Origin of the sequence: Phocaeicola sp. RTP21198st1_B8_RTP21198_201120 (assembly GCF_040929485.1) — a bacterium.
GTDB lineage: Bacteria > Bacteroidota > Bacteroidia > Bacteroidales > Bacteroidaceae > Phocaeicola > Phocaeicola dorei.
Genome location: NZ_JBCOCI010000009.1, coordinates 84,106 through 98,306, shown reverse-complemented (window position 1 = coordinate 98,306; position 14,201 = coordinate 84,106). Strand labels below are relative to the sequence as shown.

The window sequence follows — 14,201 nt, the reverse complement described above, 5'->3', positions numbered from 1 at the left end:
AACGTGGGCGGGATTGCAATGGTCATCATCCGGAGCTTCGGCATTGCCGAAACAACCTCCTTCTTCCGTATTGCAGTTCCTTCCTTTTACCGTTTGTCCCGGCAGTCCGTTGCTAACCCGTTCCCCCCCTGTCACTTGTGGCAGGGAGATAGGAATACGGTTTTGCAAGCAAAACCGTATGGTTTGTTTTACTTTCCGTACTGCCCTTTTCCTTGTTTTCTGCCTCCCCTAATGTGCTTTTTTCATAGCTCCATCTGAGATCCTTTGTTTTTGAACGGCAAATTTATTTCGGTGGATGGATACGAAAGAGTTCCGGTCTTCGCCCCTTTGTCCCGAAAAAAATAACGCCGGACGGCTTCGCTGTCCCCAACATTTTTTGTCGTCCAAAACTTTTCTTAATCCCTCCTTCCTTATTGTTGTGTGCCGTAAAAAAAAGGCTCATAAACTCAGATGGGGCATGAAAGCTCAAAAAAAAAGTCGGCAGAAAGAAAAGGCCATCCCGGAAAGGGGTTTTAAAAAAAGGTCTTTAAATCTAGCTGAAGCATAAAATTAGAAGTTTAACAAACTAAGTAGCAGAAGTATATGCAAATCATTCAATTTGTTTTTTCGGTCATCATCGCTCTTTGTGCAGTGGCTATGTTTGTCGGAGCGGTAATAACGCCAAGTCCGATAAAGGTTGTGTCGGTTACGTTGTTGGCTCTTATTTGCCTATTCTCCTTGTTTCTCGTGAAATTGGCTTATTGTGAAATGAAATCTAAAAATGATATACTATGAAAGTGTCAGAACAATTTAAAAGTACCATCAAGGCATACCTTGATAATATGGCAGCGGTGGATAGTCTGTTTGCTCCAGTCTATCAAAAACCTACAAAGAATATAGATAATTGCATTACCTATATTTTAAACCAAGTGAAGAAAAGCGGTTGCTGTGGTTTTAGTGATGATGAAATTTTTGGTATGGCGTTGCACTATTATCAGGAAGATAATATTGAGGTGGGTAGCCCATTGAAATGTAATGTAGTCGTAAATCATCATGTTGAATTGTCAGAGGAAGAAAAGAAAGCGGCTCGTGAGGCTGCTATCAAAAAATTGCAGGAGGAAGAATTGGCAAAGTTGAAGAAGCGTCAACAAGCTAAACGTGAGAACAACACCGAAGTACAAACCCAGTTAACTCTTTTTTGATATGAAACCCAAGACAAAATTACAAATGGAAATCGTGAATGGGAGCAGGAAGTTAGCTCCCGTTTCAGAGGCTCAAAAGCGTTATGCCTATAAACATTGCTTTGTGCATTATTTCAAGCGTGATGCAAAGGGGAATTGCTTTTGTTTGGATTGTGGGCATACATGGCGGGATAAGGAAGATAAGAAAAACTGTAAATGTCCTCATTGCGGTATGAACCTGAAATTGGAGAATAGCAGGAAAAGGACGGCTGTATATAAAGAATATTTTTGTGTGATTACTACATACAAGCAATATCAAGTTATCCGTTTTTTTATGGTGGACTGCCGGCTGAAAAAAGGGTCTCCGGCTAATTACTTTATAATTGAGGCGGTACAGTGTTGGATGAATAAAGAGGGCAAGACAGAAACGCTGTCTTTGCTGCGGGGCATGTCTATATTTTATTACGATGCATGGATATATGGAAGTTCTTTGGAATTGCGTAAGCGGAATGTGCATCATGACCGTATTTATGATATTTGCCCGGCAGTTATCTATCCGAGAATGAAAGTGATACCCGAACTTACGAGGAATGGATTTAAGGGTGCCTTTTATGATATTTGTCCGAGTTCCTTCTTTATGACATTATTAACTGATAATCGGATGGAGATATTATATAAGGCAGGGCAAATGAATTTGTTCTTGAGATTTTTAGAGAGAAAATACGGTATAGATAAGTATTGGACGTATGTAAAAATCTGTTTAAGACATGACTATGTGATACATGATGCGGACTTGTGGCTGGACTATGTGGATATGCTGATAGAAAATAAATTGGATGCGAGAAATCCTCATTATTTGTGTCCGTTGAATGTAGAAGAAGCGCATGATTGGGTGATGGGGAAATGTAAGAAAAAATATTCTGAAAAGGATGAAAAAGACTATATTGCTGCCAAATCACGTTTCTTTAATCTTTCGTTTGCGGATGGAAATATTATGGTTCGGGTATTGGAAAGCCTTTCGGACTTTTACAAAGAGGGAAAGTTGCTGCATCATTGTGTATTCAGCAACGCCTATTATAAGAGAGAAGATTCGTTGATAATGTCGGCAACGGTGGATGGAAGGCGCATGGAAACGGTGGAGTTTTCACTTAGCAGGATGGAGGTGTGCCAGTGTCGTGGAAAGTCTAACCAATTATCAGCCTATCATGACCGGATTCTGAATTTGGTACGGGATAATATACCGTTGATAAGGGAAAGGATGGTAGTGTAATGAATAGCCCACACATCTAAATGTGTGGGAGTTCTTTTTTGGAAGACGCCCAAAAAAGAACCCCAAAAAACGTTGTCGCTACACATCGTTACGCTCGGATTATTTGCTTGTCGGCTTTAGTTTGCCGATACATTTTTCCATGTCGGGGGACAATAGGAAAGAAGCCGTCTTTTTCTGCTGCACCCCTGAGTGTGGCTGGACGATGGCATACCTGCATTTTAATATCTTGCCGATAACTTCCGTACTGTCACGGTGCAGGTACATGGCTTTCATGGCATCCGTTGCTTTCAGGCTTTTTTCGGCTTCCATATAGGCGGAAAAGGACGGTTTGAATAAGGCACGGGGACTTTCCGCTTTCTGTATGACAGCGGATAATTGTGCGCTTTTGTTGTTCAGGTAGCACAGGCTGTCCGATACGGTGACGTCTTCTGTTTCCAACACTTCCAGTAGTTCGAACTTTAAATCCGTCCAGGTGCCGTGAGAATCTGTCTGAACCCATTCCGCAATGGCCTTCTCATAGCCGGGTTTGCTGCATGAGGAAAAGGCAATGAGCAGCATACAAAAAAATAAATGCTTGATATTCATATTGATCTGATTTTATAGGTTGTCGTATTATGTGATGGAGCAAATCTATGAGGTTACTGGCCGTCCTCCGTGGAGGAACAGATGCCACACGAGATTTTCAGATCATCGTTCCAATCCTTGTTTTCCGAAAGTTCGACGTTCTTCAGTTTCCGTACCTTGTTGCGGAGTTCATCGTTACTCAGGCTCTCGACATCAGTCGTATCGCCATGAAAGTAACGATGCAGCCATAGAGTGTACTTGTGCCCTTGTTTGTCGTTGTCAAAGATGCTCCGGAGCTCCTTTACCTGGTTCTTGTCAAGAATCAGGCGTAATAGCCTCATTTGTCCTTCCGTGAATGTCCCTTCCGTAGATACATATACAAGATTGAGGTCGTTTCCGGAATGGCGTAATTGATAGTGGGAGATACAGTCTATAAATGACTCCCCAATGTAGAGAATGTCTATCGGGCGGCTTTTGTCATGGTTGCTGGTCGCCAGACAGTCGAACTTGCCACCGATAATCCCTTTGAATGTTTCATTTCGTTGAGAAATGGCTTGCACACCGTTTTCATTGTACATCTTGATGCACACGTTGCGGTAAACACTCCCTTTGTTCTTTACCTCACGGATAAAGAAAGTGTCTTTGAAGAACCGGCTTTCAATGCTTTCTTTCAGGATACCTCTTTTCTGGAGATAATTGCCCTTGTAGGGTTGTAGCTGGCTCAAGTAGAATTGAAGTTCGTCCGCTCTCATGCTTGTGTTACCTACTTCATACCGGCTTTTTTCGGGTGTCGTGATGCGGTTGGTGTTGATGTAGTTCTGAAGGATCTCCCCCACCTCGCGCAAGGACGGCATTTTTCCGGTTGTTTCAAATAGATGTTCCTGCATCAGATCCATGATACTGCGGCCACGCACGCTGTCACTATGCACGTCCCAATAGGTGTATTGGTTCTGCGAGTTCCGCTTGATGACGATGGTATGCGTTCCGTTGCTCATTTTGGGACAGGAGTTGGAAGAGCCTTCCACGATTTTCCATCCTAGTTCCAGCAGGAAATCGGGCAGAGAAATGGTTGTTTTTATCTGATTGAAATCGACTTTCATAACGTTGACTGGATTAGTTGAATCTCATTTTATCTGAGCTTAGATTATAAATGAGAAAGATTATCTTTCATAAAGATAAGAAATATCATCTAAATATGGAAGAGAAAGTATATGTTTTTTGATTCGTCTGCATTTTTATTTCAAGGTACTGTAAACCAAATCAACAGTAGTGTCTATACCGGGAACGGCCTCCAACTGTTTGCTCTGGTTGAATACGCTTTCCCCGTCTTTTTTTATCTGCATGGTGATGATAGCACTCTCTTTTGAATAGAGAATGCCTTGCACGGTAATTTGGCTGACAGGCTTTTCCGTGCTGTATTCCGCTTTATCGGTGAAACTCTCATCTACGGAAGCTGCGGAGGTACCGGTGCGTTCGTTCCTGAATCTCACGCCGTCAAGATTATATATATGCACACTGCCTTTGGGTGAGGAACCGGTTACGGCTACGGTGATGTGATACATGCCGGCTTTGTCTGTTTCCGATTGGATTTCCTCTTTGTTGCATGAAGCGGCCAATAAGCAGGCTGCCGCTAATAATGAATGAATTTTTCTCATGGTAGGATTCTTTTGTTGAATGTTATCGGATGATTTTTTGTTCTGTCTTGTGTGTCCCGGTTGGCGGAACTGCTGACTTTTCTTTTAATTTGTCCTCTATCTTTTTGAGGATGGCGTTGACATCTTCAATGATTTTGATGTAGTTCTGCTGGATAATCTCTTCCAGGATTTCCAGTTCCATCTCTTCTTTGCCGTTGCCCAGTTTGACCGGTAAGGAGAAACGGGGTATCTCCTTCTCTTCAAAACGGCACATATCCATCTGCACGCTGAAGAATGGCGGCTTGCCTCCGGCAATCTTGCCAATGAAGTGTCCGGCTGCTTGTCCGGCAATGTCCCTTGCCTTTAAGACTTTTTCTTTTTGCAGGCTCTCCGTGACACTGTTATTGCCACCGGCTTGGTGTGAATAAGATTCTTGCGCTTCTTTCTTCTCCCCAAGCAAGTTCTCGATGTCTTTGGCGGTCTTCTCATTTCCGGTCATACCGTAAGCCTGCGTTCCGCAGGAGGCTTTCAGGATGTTGGCACTTTTCTCTCCATAGTCCCTGACCGCTTGGTTGAAGTCCTGAACGGCGAGAATGGTAGCGACATTGTGCTTCCGGGCGGTTCCGATGAAAGTGTCAATGCCTTGCAACAGGATGGTCGGAAATTCATCTACCATGAATATGCTGGTCGCTTTGCCGGGATTGTTCATCTGTGACATCAAGACGCTGCCGATGCAGGAAATAGCAGGGGAAACGGCTTCCTTGATGGTGGGCGCATTGCCTACGCATAACAGCGTTGGGTGTTCCTTGTTGGTTATATCCAAAGAGAACTCTTCTTCGGGAAGTGGCGACAACACCCAGAAGATGTATTTGTTGTTCAGGAGTACCAACGGAGTCTGTGCGGATGATACGGCTCCGGCTGTCTGCTGTTGTGCACCCAGTTTCCAGGCGGTCAGCATGGAGGACATGTTCAATGCGATTTCAGGATCTTCCGACAGCCAGTGGAATACTAGGTTGCTGTCAGAAAGGGCAAGGGCTATCACATGGGGCAGCGTACAGATACCAAGCTTCCTTTCCTTGAAACATTTATAGGCGATTGAATAGACGTAGTTGATGGCATTGTTGGCCCAAAAGTCGGTCTTTTCCTTCCAGCTTGCTTCCAGATTCTTCATCAGTGTCATGATGATATTGCGGATGAATAGCGATTCGTTTCCCTTTGACATGTATTGCGGAGAAAGTACGTTCACCCTGACCGTGCGTGACATATCCACAAAGTTGATATAGGCGAAACGGGGTGTTTCCATCCCCTTGTTCCGGAAATGTTCGATGCTTCCGTATGCGATACGTGAGAGGATGGGTGACTTGTCCTTGGTGGGATCACCCTCCCAATCGTACACGAATCCGGCATAGTTGCGCTCGGCGCACTGGTAGATGATTCCCTTGATCCAGCTCTCTGATTTACCGCTTCCCGGACCGCCGTCGATATAGACATTCTGCTGCGGCTTATGGATGACCAGCGGCCCGGAGGCGGTTTCAAAGCGGAAGTAGAAAGCCGATTCTTCCCGGCTTAACCCGAAAATGCTATCATCGGATTGGGCATGACGCCGGATGAAATAAGGCAGAGTCTTGATGACAAGCAGCGTGTACGCTACGAATAGAATGGGAAATACAAATAGGTTATACCACGCTGATAACCGGCTGAATCCGACAACCAGCATGGATGCCGTAACCAGTGTCATACTGGTGTAAACCCATTTCTTGTTTTCGTCTTTCACTTTGCCAACCGGAAAGAGAAAAGCGAGGCCTCCGATCAGGATAACGTAGAGAAACCGGAATAGGATATCCTTCTCCATCAGCCTTTCCCACATGGCCGGATTACGTAGTGGAGCGTATAATCCCGTAACGATAGCCCACTGAAACAGTACGGCTGTCCCGATGAGCGTGGATAGCAGGATCAGGATGAATGACAGGTCTTTCTTCTCTCTTTCCATGGCCGTTGCTGTTATTGGGGTTGTCCGGATGCCGTTCCGTCACCGCTCTCTTTTTTCTCTGCCTTTCCCAGTAACTCAATGCGTGAGACGGTCAGGCTGACGGATGGGATGTGGCTACCGTCATCCTTCTGGAATACATCGGCATACACATCGCCGCAGACATATACCTGTGTCCCTTTTTTCAGATACTCAAAGACTTTACTCTCGTAATTCACGAAACAGCATACCCATAGGGTCTGTTCCTCGTTGTTCACGTTCTTGTACTTGGTGGATACATGGAAGTTGAATCCTTTTCCGTTCTTGTTCTGCCGGGCATCCGCACCGACATAACCGATAATTTGTCCTGTAAACATAATGATGGTTTTTAAAAGTTTATAATCCGAGCTGTGGCTCATTCATATTTTTCATGGCTGGCTCCGCTTCCATGGAAGGCAGCGAAATGCCGAAAGTGCTGTGTAGCGTTTCAAGGTTGTCGGCTGTAGGATGGTTTGCCGCAACACTTTCCAATAACCGTGATGAAGGGGTAAAACCTTCGTTTTTCATCTGCTCCAATACCGGACGGTTGTCTTGCAGGACGGCCTGCGTGAACCGTTCCTCCGGTGTGAGGTACTGTTCCATCCGTGCGGTATGTTCCTGAATCATATTGCTGGCTTTTCCTACATCGGCAAGGATGTTGTAGATGAATTTGGGATCTTCTTTCAAGGCTCCCAGCCAGTTTTTTAGATACATGGCATTTTCTTCCCGGATATGGGTGGATATTCCCAGGCTTTGCCCGACGGTAGCGGAGGTGAGTTCGGCAACCAGTTCCTCTTTGGCATATTGCTTGTCTCCGAAAATCACGCCTTTTTCCCGGTTCAGATGCTCAGGTTCTCCAGTCGAGTGCGCCATCTCATGCAGTAGTGTGGAGTAGAAATTCTCTCCGTCCTTAAACTGCCCCTTCAGGGGTACGACGATATGGTTATCTTCTCCCCTTGCATGGTAAGCACTATTTCCTTCCTTGGAATAAATGGGGCAGATCCATTGCTGTTCCCGTACCATCGCATCAATCAGAGGCACGGTGAGCATCCCTTGCTCGTCCTTGATGGCCGGTATCTTGAATTGCTCCTTCAATGCTTCCCATTTCTCCGGTTTCGTTTCCTGAAGATTGGTCTGCTGTACGTTGAACACATTGTATGTCTTCAGAAACGGCGTGACCTTATATTCCTGCTGCTCGTTTTTATCCAGGTTCTTATATACGTCGAAAGGTATTTTCTTTCCGTTCTTGTCTCTTACTGAGAAATTCCAGTAAATGACTGGGAATGACTTTTCTCCTTTCAGTATGTTAAGGCCGTTGTCTTTGGCTTGCATGAAGGTCATATAGACCGGCAGGCTGTACTGCTCTTTTTCCGAAAGTAGAAACAACATGAAGGAATTTACTCCGTTGTAGGTTCTTCCCTCGATATTTTGCGGAAGTCCCCCACCCTTTATCCCGAACCAAGGCTTTTGCCAGTTGTCTTCCACCTGCTTTATCTTTTCGATCATCAGTTCGGCGAAACGCTGTAATGCTTTATCACTTGCTGTATCCATGATTTATTGGTATAGATTTCTGTTCTCGTAATCAAGCAGCCATTCTCTGGCCGTTTGGTTGTTTGTCTCTTGCTGCTTGGCAGCCATCTCTTCTTGATAGGCTTGTGCAAGCTCTTCCTGTGCAAGTAGAAACTCTAAGTCACTGATTTCTCCTGCAATGTTTTTCTGTACTAATTCATCGTAATCCATAATTCCTGATTTTTTAGGTTATAAGTCATTGAAAGCCCGGTTGATGGTGCTGGCTATCGGACGGGCCATTTCCTTGCTGTTGTCGGGTTTGGGTGTGCTGGCCAGTTTGACATCTCCCAGTGTCTTTGTGCTGCCTTCCATCCCGAAAATCTTTTGTACGGCTATCAGTGTGTTGGCTTGCACACCCGTTTCACGCATCCGGGTAAGGTCTTCTTGAGTGAGCCGGTACCCTTCTTTCTGTATCTCTTGGATGACATGAAAGTTGTCGGTCTGTGCGGCATCCAACAGACGTGCGGCCTGCCTTTCATGTTCGCCCTGTTCTTCCGGCTTGGTGCCGAACAGCTGGATGACTTCATGGGTTTGCCTTTCATCCAGACCGTGTTCCTTACCGATTCCTTTGATAAACTCTTCACTGGGTTTATATCCTTCCTCTTTGAGCTTCCCGATTTTTTCAAAGTCATGTTTGCCCACCGCTTCCTTAAACTCGGCTTCCATATTGCGCCCCTCTTCGTGTTTTTGCTCTTTTGCAGCTTCTATGTTGGCCGCATGGGCTTCCAGTTTGGGGGTCATGGCCTTGATCAGCTCTTGTGCCTTGCCGGGAGTGATACTCTGTATGTTCTGTATCATGACTCCTTTCCTGTCATCCGTCAGTTGGATGTCGGCAATGAAGTAGCCTTCCGGACTGTGCAGCAGCTTGTTCTCCAGTGCATGGCCGTTGGCGAGCAGGTATTTGTCGGCTTTGGTTAACTTGTAGCCGCCATATTCGCTGGTCTGCCCGATGATGTCGGGAATCTTGATTTCCTGGTTGGTGCGCAGGATGACGGAGTTCAGATCCCGGTCAACTTGCAGCAGGATGTCCTTCTTATTTACGGTGATGGGTACGATGTCACCGGCAAGCAGCTGTTCTTTCTCTTTCTTGCCCAACTTCTTTCCCAGCACCTTGTCCGGGATAACCAACGCCTCTTTGCGGTAGAATACGGAGATTCCGTCATCGTTGAAACGGAGCTTCCCCGGTTTGCCGTGTATCTCCATCAAATCAGACATGACACCCTTTTCCAGCTTGGTGCCTTTCCCGTCGAGGATGTTCCCTTGCTTGTAGGCGTATTCATAGAGCGACTGTCCGGTGTAGCATACCTTCAGGCGATGGTCGATGACGGTAAAGCCGTCCTTGTCATGTCCCTTCAGGTTCTCCCACCGCTTGATGCTGATGCCATCCTTCTCCAGCTCGGCGACATATTTAGGATCATTGGCACGTTCCTTGTCAAAAAGGGCGGATACACGTTCTTTTGATTGGTCACGAAGGCTTTCATCGTACTTTGCTCCGGCTTTTTCCCTGATTTCGCTTACGCTCATGCTCAGCTCTTCCCCGTCTTTGCGGAACCGGAAATATCCGTCCCGGTATTCGGTCTGATAGCCCAGTGATTCGGCGATGCCGCCGAACTGTCCCACGTTGTCGAACATATAGGTGTCTAATGCTTCTCTCAGTTTCATGGCTGTGGCTTGTATAAGGGTTCTGCGGAAAGGATGTATTCGTTCAACACGGCCAGCTTGATGTGCCGCCCGCCGTTTCGCTCGTAAATCTCGATCTCGAATACCTTATCATCGGGTATCGTGAATTTGTCGAAACCAAGTATCAGCCGGTTCCGGCTCTTGCCCTTGATTTTCGTATCAAAATCTTTCTGATAGATAGGTTCGATGGTCGTTTCTTGCTGGATGGCGTTCTTGCTCTTCTTTTGGTCACGCTGGAAACATTTGACAAACTCGATGTCGTAGTCGATGTATGATTTGTTTTTCAGGTCAAAGATGAAAAACATGAAGTCCTCATGCACATACAGATTGGCCATTGACAACTCAAACTTGTTCTCGATGACCCCCAGGCTGTAGATGTTGCGCTTCTTGGTGCGCAGCTCTTGGATGCATCTTTCCATTTCCTCGCTGTTCACATCCACATGGGCGGTATATTTGCGCTGGTCATCAAAATTGTAGGTGAATACGGAGGTATTGCCCCGTTTGATGGTGATGTGGTAAGTGTTCATGGCCTTATCCACCACAAACAGGTTGGAATATGCCACGGCATCTTTGGCGGTTGATACTTTCAACTGGTTGTTGTAGGCGGCCAGAGTGAAGGACACCTCGTTGCCGGGCGTTCCGTAAGCGATGTCCTCCGGAAAGAAGAACTCGGCCAGATGGAGGTCGCTGACTTCTGCCTGATAGTCATGGTGCTGCCATTTCCCGTTGTCCTCGTAAATGTTCGGGTACGAATCCGTGCCGCCTTCGGGAAGGTAGCGGATGTGATAGGTGTAAACGCTTCCGTCGATGCAGACTACGGTCAGGTTGGTCTCTTCGGTGAATCCTTCCGCTTGCGCCGAGAGCCTGACGATATGGGGCGCCTCTTCTACCCGGCTGGCCATGACAAGCTCCTGTTCGCCGATGGCGATATCAGATACTTGCACAGGAAATACCAGGTGTTTCACACAGTCGAAAGAGATAAAGATGTCTTTTTGGCTGATGGCTTGTTTCCGGGGAGTGCCGTTTTCCTGAGCGAAGAGCGGCAGACTGCACACAAAGCAGTAAAACAGTAGATAAATATATTTCTTCATGTTGTCGATATGTTAAACGGTTCTTGAAAAAAAGGCGGTGAATACGGTAATGCCCCATAGAAGAAGCAGGGTAATGCCGAAAGAAACGGTCAGCGGACGGATTTCTTTAAAGGCTCGTCCGTTCCGGCGTGATACGTAGATCCGATAGCCGAAAAAGACCGCTGACAGCGCAAGCAGGTAATTGAGAATGTCTATCATAATTTGTCTATCAATGTTTGAAGGGGATGATTTTTCTTGTTCGTTTTCTCTTGTTCCATTTGCTCATAGAGCTTCTGTAACTCCGCTTGCACGGCTTGCCTACGCAACTTCGATTCCTGACTCTCTTCTTGGATATACATTTCGTAGTTGGACTTGAGATGTACCTTCACTTGTGAGAGGCTCATGTTCAAGATTTGCTTGGCTACCTGGGTGGTGGCGTTGACTACGCTGGTCACTTCGCTGGCCATCGTGCCGATGGAAGAGAGCGGCATGTCAATGTTCTGTACAAGACCTTGTTCCATACGCTTGGCTGCACTGGCTTTCAGGTTATTGGGCAGGTTCAAACCTTCCATGGCATCATTGTCGAAGACAACCACCGATACGGGATTGAGGTTGTCTCCTACCTTCAGGTTGCTGACTACCACATCGAGGCGGTTGGCTCCCAAAGTGGCGATACCGTAAAACAGCGTGTTGGCCGGTATCTTCATGCCGGATAGGGTTACGTCCTGAAGCAACCGCATCCGTACCGTACTGCCCGTGACTACGGTCTGGTCGCCGTGGATGCAAGCCCTGAAGAGGTTGCTGTTTCCCGGTGCGGAGGTCGGTTGGCGGCGTACCCGCTTGCCGTTTTCGGCATGGTAGATCGGGCCTTTTTGCATCAGGCTGTCGGCGGATGGATGGCCGGAAGGGTTGGCAGCGGCTTTCTCCGTTTTTCCCTCTTGGTCATAATTGACAATCCGTTCATACATGCGCTTGCGGTATTTGTCGGATTCTTCCAGTTCCTTGCGGATGCGTGAGTTCTTCTTGGCTTCCCGGATAATCTCGTTGAGCGCCTGCTCGTCCTCCAGTCCGTCCAGTTGGCTTTCCAGCTGATGAGAGAAGCGTCCGTTCCGGCCACCTCCGTATTCTGCCATGACTTCGCTGTACGGATCGTTCTGCATACGGCGGATGCGCTCCAGTGTGGCACGGTCATACCGCTCCTGCTGGTTTTGCAGCTCGAAGTAAAAATCAGATCCTTTGACCTGAGACTCTTTCAGGATGCGTGCCTTCTCCTGCTCTTCCAGTTTGTCCTGCTTATAGGCTTCCATCTTGTCGTTCACCTTGTCGGCCATTTCCGACTGTGGTTCCAAAAAGGCTTGCGAGGCGGCCTGTCTGTCACTCCCTGACGGCACGTTCCCGTCCTCACGGATGAAGAATACATAAAGGAAGAGGATGCCCAGGATTACCGGGATGGCCATCAACAGCTTGTTCTTGTCTTTGATAAGTTTATTCGGTTCCATGGTCGGTTGGTTTAGAGGTTTCTGACTGGTTTTCATTCTTGCCCGGAGAAGCTGCCTGCGATGTGTTGGTGCCGTTGCTTTCCACGGGTTCGGAATAGCGGACAATCCAATCTTCTATCTTGGCTCCGTGCGCATTTTCCTCGCTGCGGGACAGCATATCATAGATGGTGAACTCCGCTTCGATATTACGTGAGATGCTTCCCCGTGCCCGGTACCCGGTCTGCGTGAAGATTATCTTTCCGGAAACGGGTATCGTTTGTGTGTTAATCTCTACATCCTTGATGCGTACCCCGTAACGGATATTCTTTTGTATGAGTGAGTTCAGCATATTCACATCGTTGTACTCGTTCAACAGCTCCTTCCCCTTGTTGCCTATGAGGTTGAGCGCAAGCGAAATGTTCTTCTCGTAGCTGCTCTCGTCAAAGGCATACCAGTGGGTTACGAAGGTCTTTACATGGTTCATGTATTCGTATTGCCGCATATCGCTGGCAGACAGGCTGCTTGCCTCATAGACTTCTCCCTGCCTGTCGATGACGAGAGCCTGGCCGTATGCTTTTTCTATTTTGTTGATAAGGAAGATGATACTGCTGGCAAAAGCGATAGTCAGAATGATGCAGTACCCGGCTGAAAGCCGGATAGTCAGCTTGACCGCATCATCTGCTCCTTTGAATTTCATCAGATTCATAGTTCTATTTTTTATTGTTGTCGTTTATGAAACTTGCCCCGATAGAGGCGGCACCGCCTACGTTGGTCAGCTTGCCGCCTGCCGCTGCGCCTCCCATCAGGGCGATGGTGGCCGCCGTGGTGACGATTGACACGGTTTTCGAAATGATTTTCCCGGCATCGCTGTGTCCTACGATTTTGGAGGATAGCCAGAAACAGCTGCAATAAGCACCAATCAGGGCGAGATCCATTCCTAAATATTGTATCTGCTGCGTAGCTGCGTCCACCATGTCGGCACTTTCCGTATAGATGGCCTTGAAGGTCTGCCATATGATTTGGTTCAGAATATTGATGACGGTGAATACCATACAGGCGGAGCAGAGCGTACCGAACCAGATACTCAACTGTTTCTGAAAGACCGGCAACATGCTTACGGCAAAGACAAACGGGCCGAGAATGACCAGTAGCTTGACAATGACCACGCCGATACCCAAGATGACTACTTGTATGATTCCTACCAATAGGGCGGAAATGCCATGAAGCACAAGGGTGGCGAGGTTGGCGGGGTTGAGCAGCTGCACAATCTTCTCCACGCTGGAGCGTACACCGGTCATTTCGTCCTCTTCCATCTTTTTATCCAGTTCGTGCTGCATGGCGCCGGTGCTGTCTTCTCCGGCTGCTACCTCCGACTGGAGGCTGTGTTTGTCGTATTCGGCAATCATCTCTCCTTGTTCGATGGCTGATTGTGCCATGAACTGGGCAAATTCCTGCGCACGCTCGGAGGTCAGCGAGGTGGCTTCGTTGATTACTTCCATCGTGCCTACGATGGTTTGGGCGATGGGGGTGTATATGCTTAGGCAGAAGAACAGTACCAGGCAACGGGCGATTTCCATCATGTCGGGAAATTTGTCCTCATTCGGGCTTAACAGCTGGCTGGCTCCGTGATAGAGATAGTTGTATGCTAGGTTGCAGATAAAGCAGATGACACCAACACCGAAGGCGATGACTGTCATTTGCGAAACGAGTTCCATCGTCAGACCGTCCGTGATCTGAAGTCCCCAGAGAAAATTATCTTGATTCATAACGC

General features: G+C 47.2%; 15 protein-coding genes. 2 read left to right on the top strand and 13 right to left on the bottom strand.

Features of this window, described 5'->3' with window-relative positions:
* Positions 1-770: 770 nt before the first annotated feature.
* Together AB5935_RS06855 and AB5935_RS06850 are read left to right on the top strand one after the other, a co-directional pair.
* A complete protein-coding gene (locus AB5935_RS06855; protein WP_005868911.1) occupies positions 771-1,181 on the top strand; it encodes a PcfK-like family protein in 411 nt (136 codons plus the stop codon).
* Between the two features lies 1 nt (position 1,182).
* Entirely contained in the window at positions 1,183-2,430 is a 1,248-nt protein-coding gene (locus tag AB5935_RS06850) for a PcfJ domain-containing protein (protein ID WP_005868910.1), read from the top strand.
* Positions 2,431-2,529: 99 nt separating this feature from the next.
* On the opposite strand, the gene AB5935_RS06845 is transcribed toward AB5935_RS06850, so the two are convergent.
* The 13 genes from AB5935_RS06845 to AB5935_RS06785 all read right to left on the bottom strand — a co-directional run bounded on the left by AB5935_RS06845 (position 2,530) and on the right by AB5935_RS06785 (position 14,196).
* On the bottom strand, positions 2,530-3,015 hold the full coding sequence (locus AB5935_RS06845; RefSeq protein WP_005868909.1) for a hypothetical protein: 486 nt from the start codon (positions 3,013-3,015) through the stop codon (positions 2,530-2,532).
* A gap of 53 nt (positions 3,016-3,068) precedes the next feature.
* Positions 3,069-4,094 carry a toprim domain-containing protein gene (locus AB5935_RS06840; RefSeq protein WP_005868908.1) on the bottom strand — a complete coding sequence of 342 codons (1,026 nt, stop codon included), beginning with the start codon at positions 4,092-4,094 and terminating at the stop codon, positions 3,069-3,071.
* 135 nt (positions 4,095-4,229) lie between these two features.
* On the bottom strand, positions 4,230-4,649 hold the full coding sequence (locus AB5935_RS06835; protein ID WP_005868906.1) for a hypothetical protein: 420 nt from the start codon (positions 4,647-4,649) through the stop codon (positions 4,230-4,232).
* A 22-nt stretch (positions 4,650-4,671) separates the two neighbouring features.
* Positions 4,672-6,618, bottom strand: coding sequence for a type IV secretory system conjugative DNA transfer family protein (locus AB5935_RS06830; RefSeq protein ID WP_005868904.1), 1,947 nt, complete (start codon positions 6,616-6,618; stop codon positions 4,672-4,674).
* A gap of 11 nt (positions 6,619-6,629) precedes the next feature.
* Positions 6,630-7,013, bottom strand: a complete 384-nt coding sequence (locus tag AB5935_RS06825; protein WP_007564694.1) for a single-stranded DNA-binding protein — start codon at positions 7,011-7,013, stop codon at positions 6,630-6,632.
* Positions 6,991-8,184: an ArdC family protein gene (locus tag AB5935_RS06820; protein ID WP_005868899.1), complete on the bottom strand. Its 1,194-nt coding sequence runs from the start codon at positions 8,182-8,184 to the stop codon at positions 6,991-6,993. The genes AB5935_RS06825 and AB5935_RS06820 overlap by 23 nt, the downstream gene beginning before the upstream one ends.
* A 3-nt stretch (positions 8,185-8,187) precedes the next feature.
* The gene (locus tag AB5935_RS06815; protein WP_005868897.1) at positions 8,188-8,373 is read right to left on the bottom strand and encodes a hypothetical protein; all 186 of its coding nucleotides are present in this window, start codon (positions 8,371-8,373) and stop codon (positions 8,188-8,190) included.
* Positions 8,374-8,391: 18 nt separating this feature from the next.
* Positions 8,392-9,864: a DUF3945 domain-containing protein gene (locus tag AB5935_RS06810; RefSeq protein WP_005868895.1), complete on the bottom strand. Its 1,473-nt coding sequence runs from the start codon at positions 9,862-9,864 to the stop codon at positions 8,392-8,394.
* Positions 9,861-10,973: a DUF4138 domain-containing protein gene (locus AB5935_RS06805; RefSeq protein ID WP_005868893.1), complete on the bottom strand. Its 1,113-nt coding sequence runs from the start codon at positions 10,971-10,973 to the stop codon at positions 9,861-9,863. The genes AB5935_RS06810 and AB5935_RS06805 overlap by 4 nt, the downstream gene beginning before the upstream one ends.
* Positions 10,974-10,985: 12 nt before the next feature.
* Complete coding sequence (locus tag AB5935_RS06800) at positions 10,986-11,171, bottom strand: hypothetical protein (protein WP_007564699.1); 186 nt, start codon at positions 11,169-11,171, stop codon at positions 10,986-10,988.
* On the bottom strand, positions 11,168-12,451 hold the full coding sequence (gene traM, locus AB5935_RS06795) for a conjugative transposon protein TraM (protein ID WP_005868892.1): 1,284 nt from the start codon (positions 12,449-12,451) through the stop codon (positions 11,168-11,170). The genes AB5935_RS06800 and traM overlap by 4 nt, the downstream gene beginning before the upstream one ends.
* Positions 12,438-13,136, bottom strand: coding sequence for a hypothetical protein (locus tag AB5935_RS06790; protein WP_005868891.1), 699 nt, complete (start codon positions 13,134-13,136; stop codon positions 12,438-12,440). The genes traM and AB5935_RS06790 overlap by 14 nt, the downstream gene beginning before the upstream one ends.
* A gap of 4 nt (positions 13,137-13,140) precedes the next feature.
* Positions 13,141-14,196 (bottom strand): hypothetical protein, encoded by a 1,056-nt coding sequence (locus AB5935_RS06785; protein WP_005868890.1) that lies wholly within the window; start codon positions 14,194-14,196, stop codon positions 13,141-13,143.
* Positions 14,197-14,201: the final 5 nt, after the last annotated feature.

Excerpts from the sequence above, each read along its gene's own strand:
- AB5935_RS06835 (WP_005868906.1), bottom strand. The coding sequence starts at position 4,649 with ATGAGAAAAATTCATTCATTATTAGCGGCAGCCTGCTTATTGGCCGCT.
- AB5935_RS06825 (WP_007564694.1), bottom strand. The coding sequence starts at position 7,013 with ATGAGCCACAGCTCGGATTATAAACTTTTAAAAACCATCATTATGTTT.
- AB5935_RS06845 (WP_005868909.1), bottom strand. The coding sequence starts at position 3,015 with ATGAATATCAAGCATTTATTTTTTTGTATGCTGCTCATTGCCTTTTCC.
- traM (WP_005868892.1), bottom strand. The coding sequence starts at position 12,451 with ATGGAACCGAATAAACTTATCAAAGACAAGAACAAGCTGTTGATGGCC.
- AB5935_RS06790 (WP_005868891.1), bottom strand. The coding sequence starts at position 13,136 with ATGAATCTGATGAAATTCAAAGGAGCAGATGATGCGGTCAAGCTGACT.
- AB5935_RS06855 (WP_005868911.1), top strand. The coding sequence starts at position 771 with ATGAAAGTGTCAGAACAATTTAAAAGTACCATCAAGGCATACCTTGAT.
- AB5935_RS06800 (WP_007564699.1), bottom strand. The coding sequence starts at position 11,171 with ATGATAGACATTCTCAATTACCTGCTTGCGCTGTCAGCGGTCTTTTTC.
- AB5935_RS06815 (WP_005868897.1), bottom strand. The coding sequence starts at position 8,373 with ATGGATTACGATGAATTAGTACAGAAAAACATTGCAGGAGAAATCAGT.
- AB5935_RS06840 (WP_005868908.1), bottom strand. The coding sequence starts at position 4,094 with ATGAAAGTCGATTTCAATCAGATAAAAACAACCATTTCTCTGCCCGAT.
- AB5935_RS06810 (WP_005868895.1), bottom strand. The coding sequence starts at position 9,864 with ATGAAACTGAGAGAAGCATTAGACACCTATATGTTCGACAACGTGGGA.
- AB5935_RS06785 (WP_005868890.1), bottom strand. The coding sequence starts at position 14,196 with ATGAATCAAGATAATTTTCTCTGGGGACTTCAGATCACGGACGGTCTG.
- AB5935_RS06805 (WP_005868893.1), bottom strand. The coding sequence starts at position 10,973 with ATGAAGAAATATATTTATCTACTGTTTTACTGCTTTGTGTGCAGTCTG.
- AB5935_RS06850 (WP_005868910.1), top strand. The coding sequence starts at position 1,183 with ATGAAACCCAAGACAAAATTACAAATGGAAATCGTGAATGGGAGCAGG.
- AB5935_RS06830 (WP_005868904.1), bottom strand. The coding sequence starts at position 6,618 with ATGGAAAGAGAGAAGAAAGACCTGTCATTCATCCTGATCCTGCTATCC.
- AB5935_RS06820 (WP_005868899.1), bottom strand. The coding sequence starts at position 8,184 with ATGGATACAGCAAGTGATAAAGCATTACAGCGTTTCGCCGAACTGATG.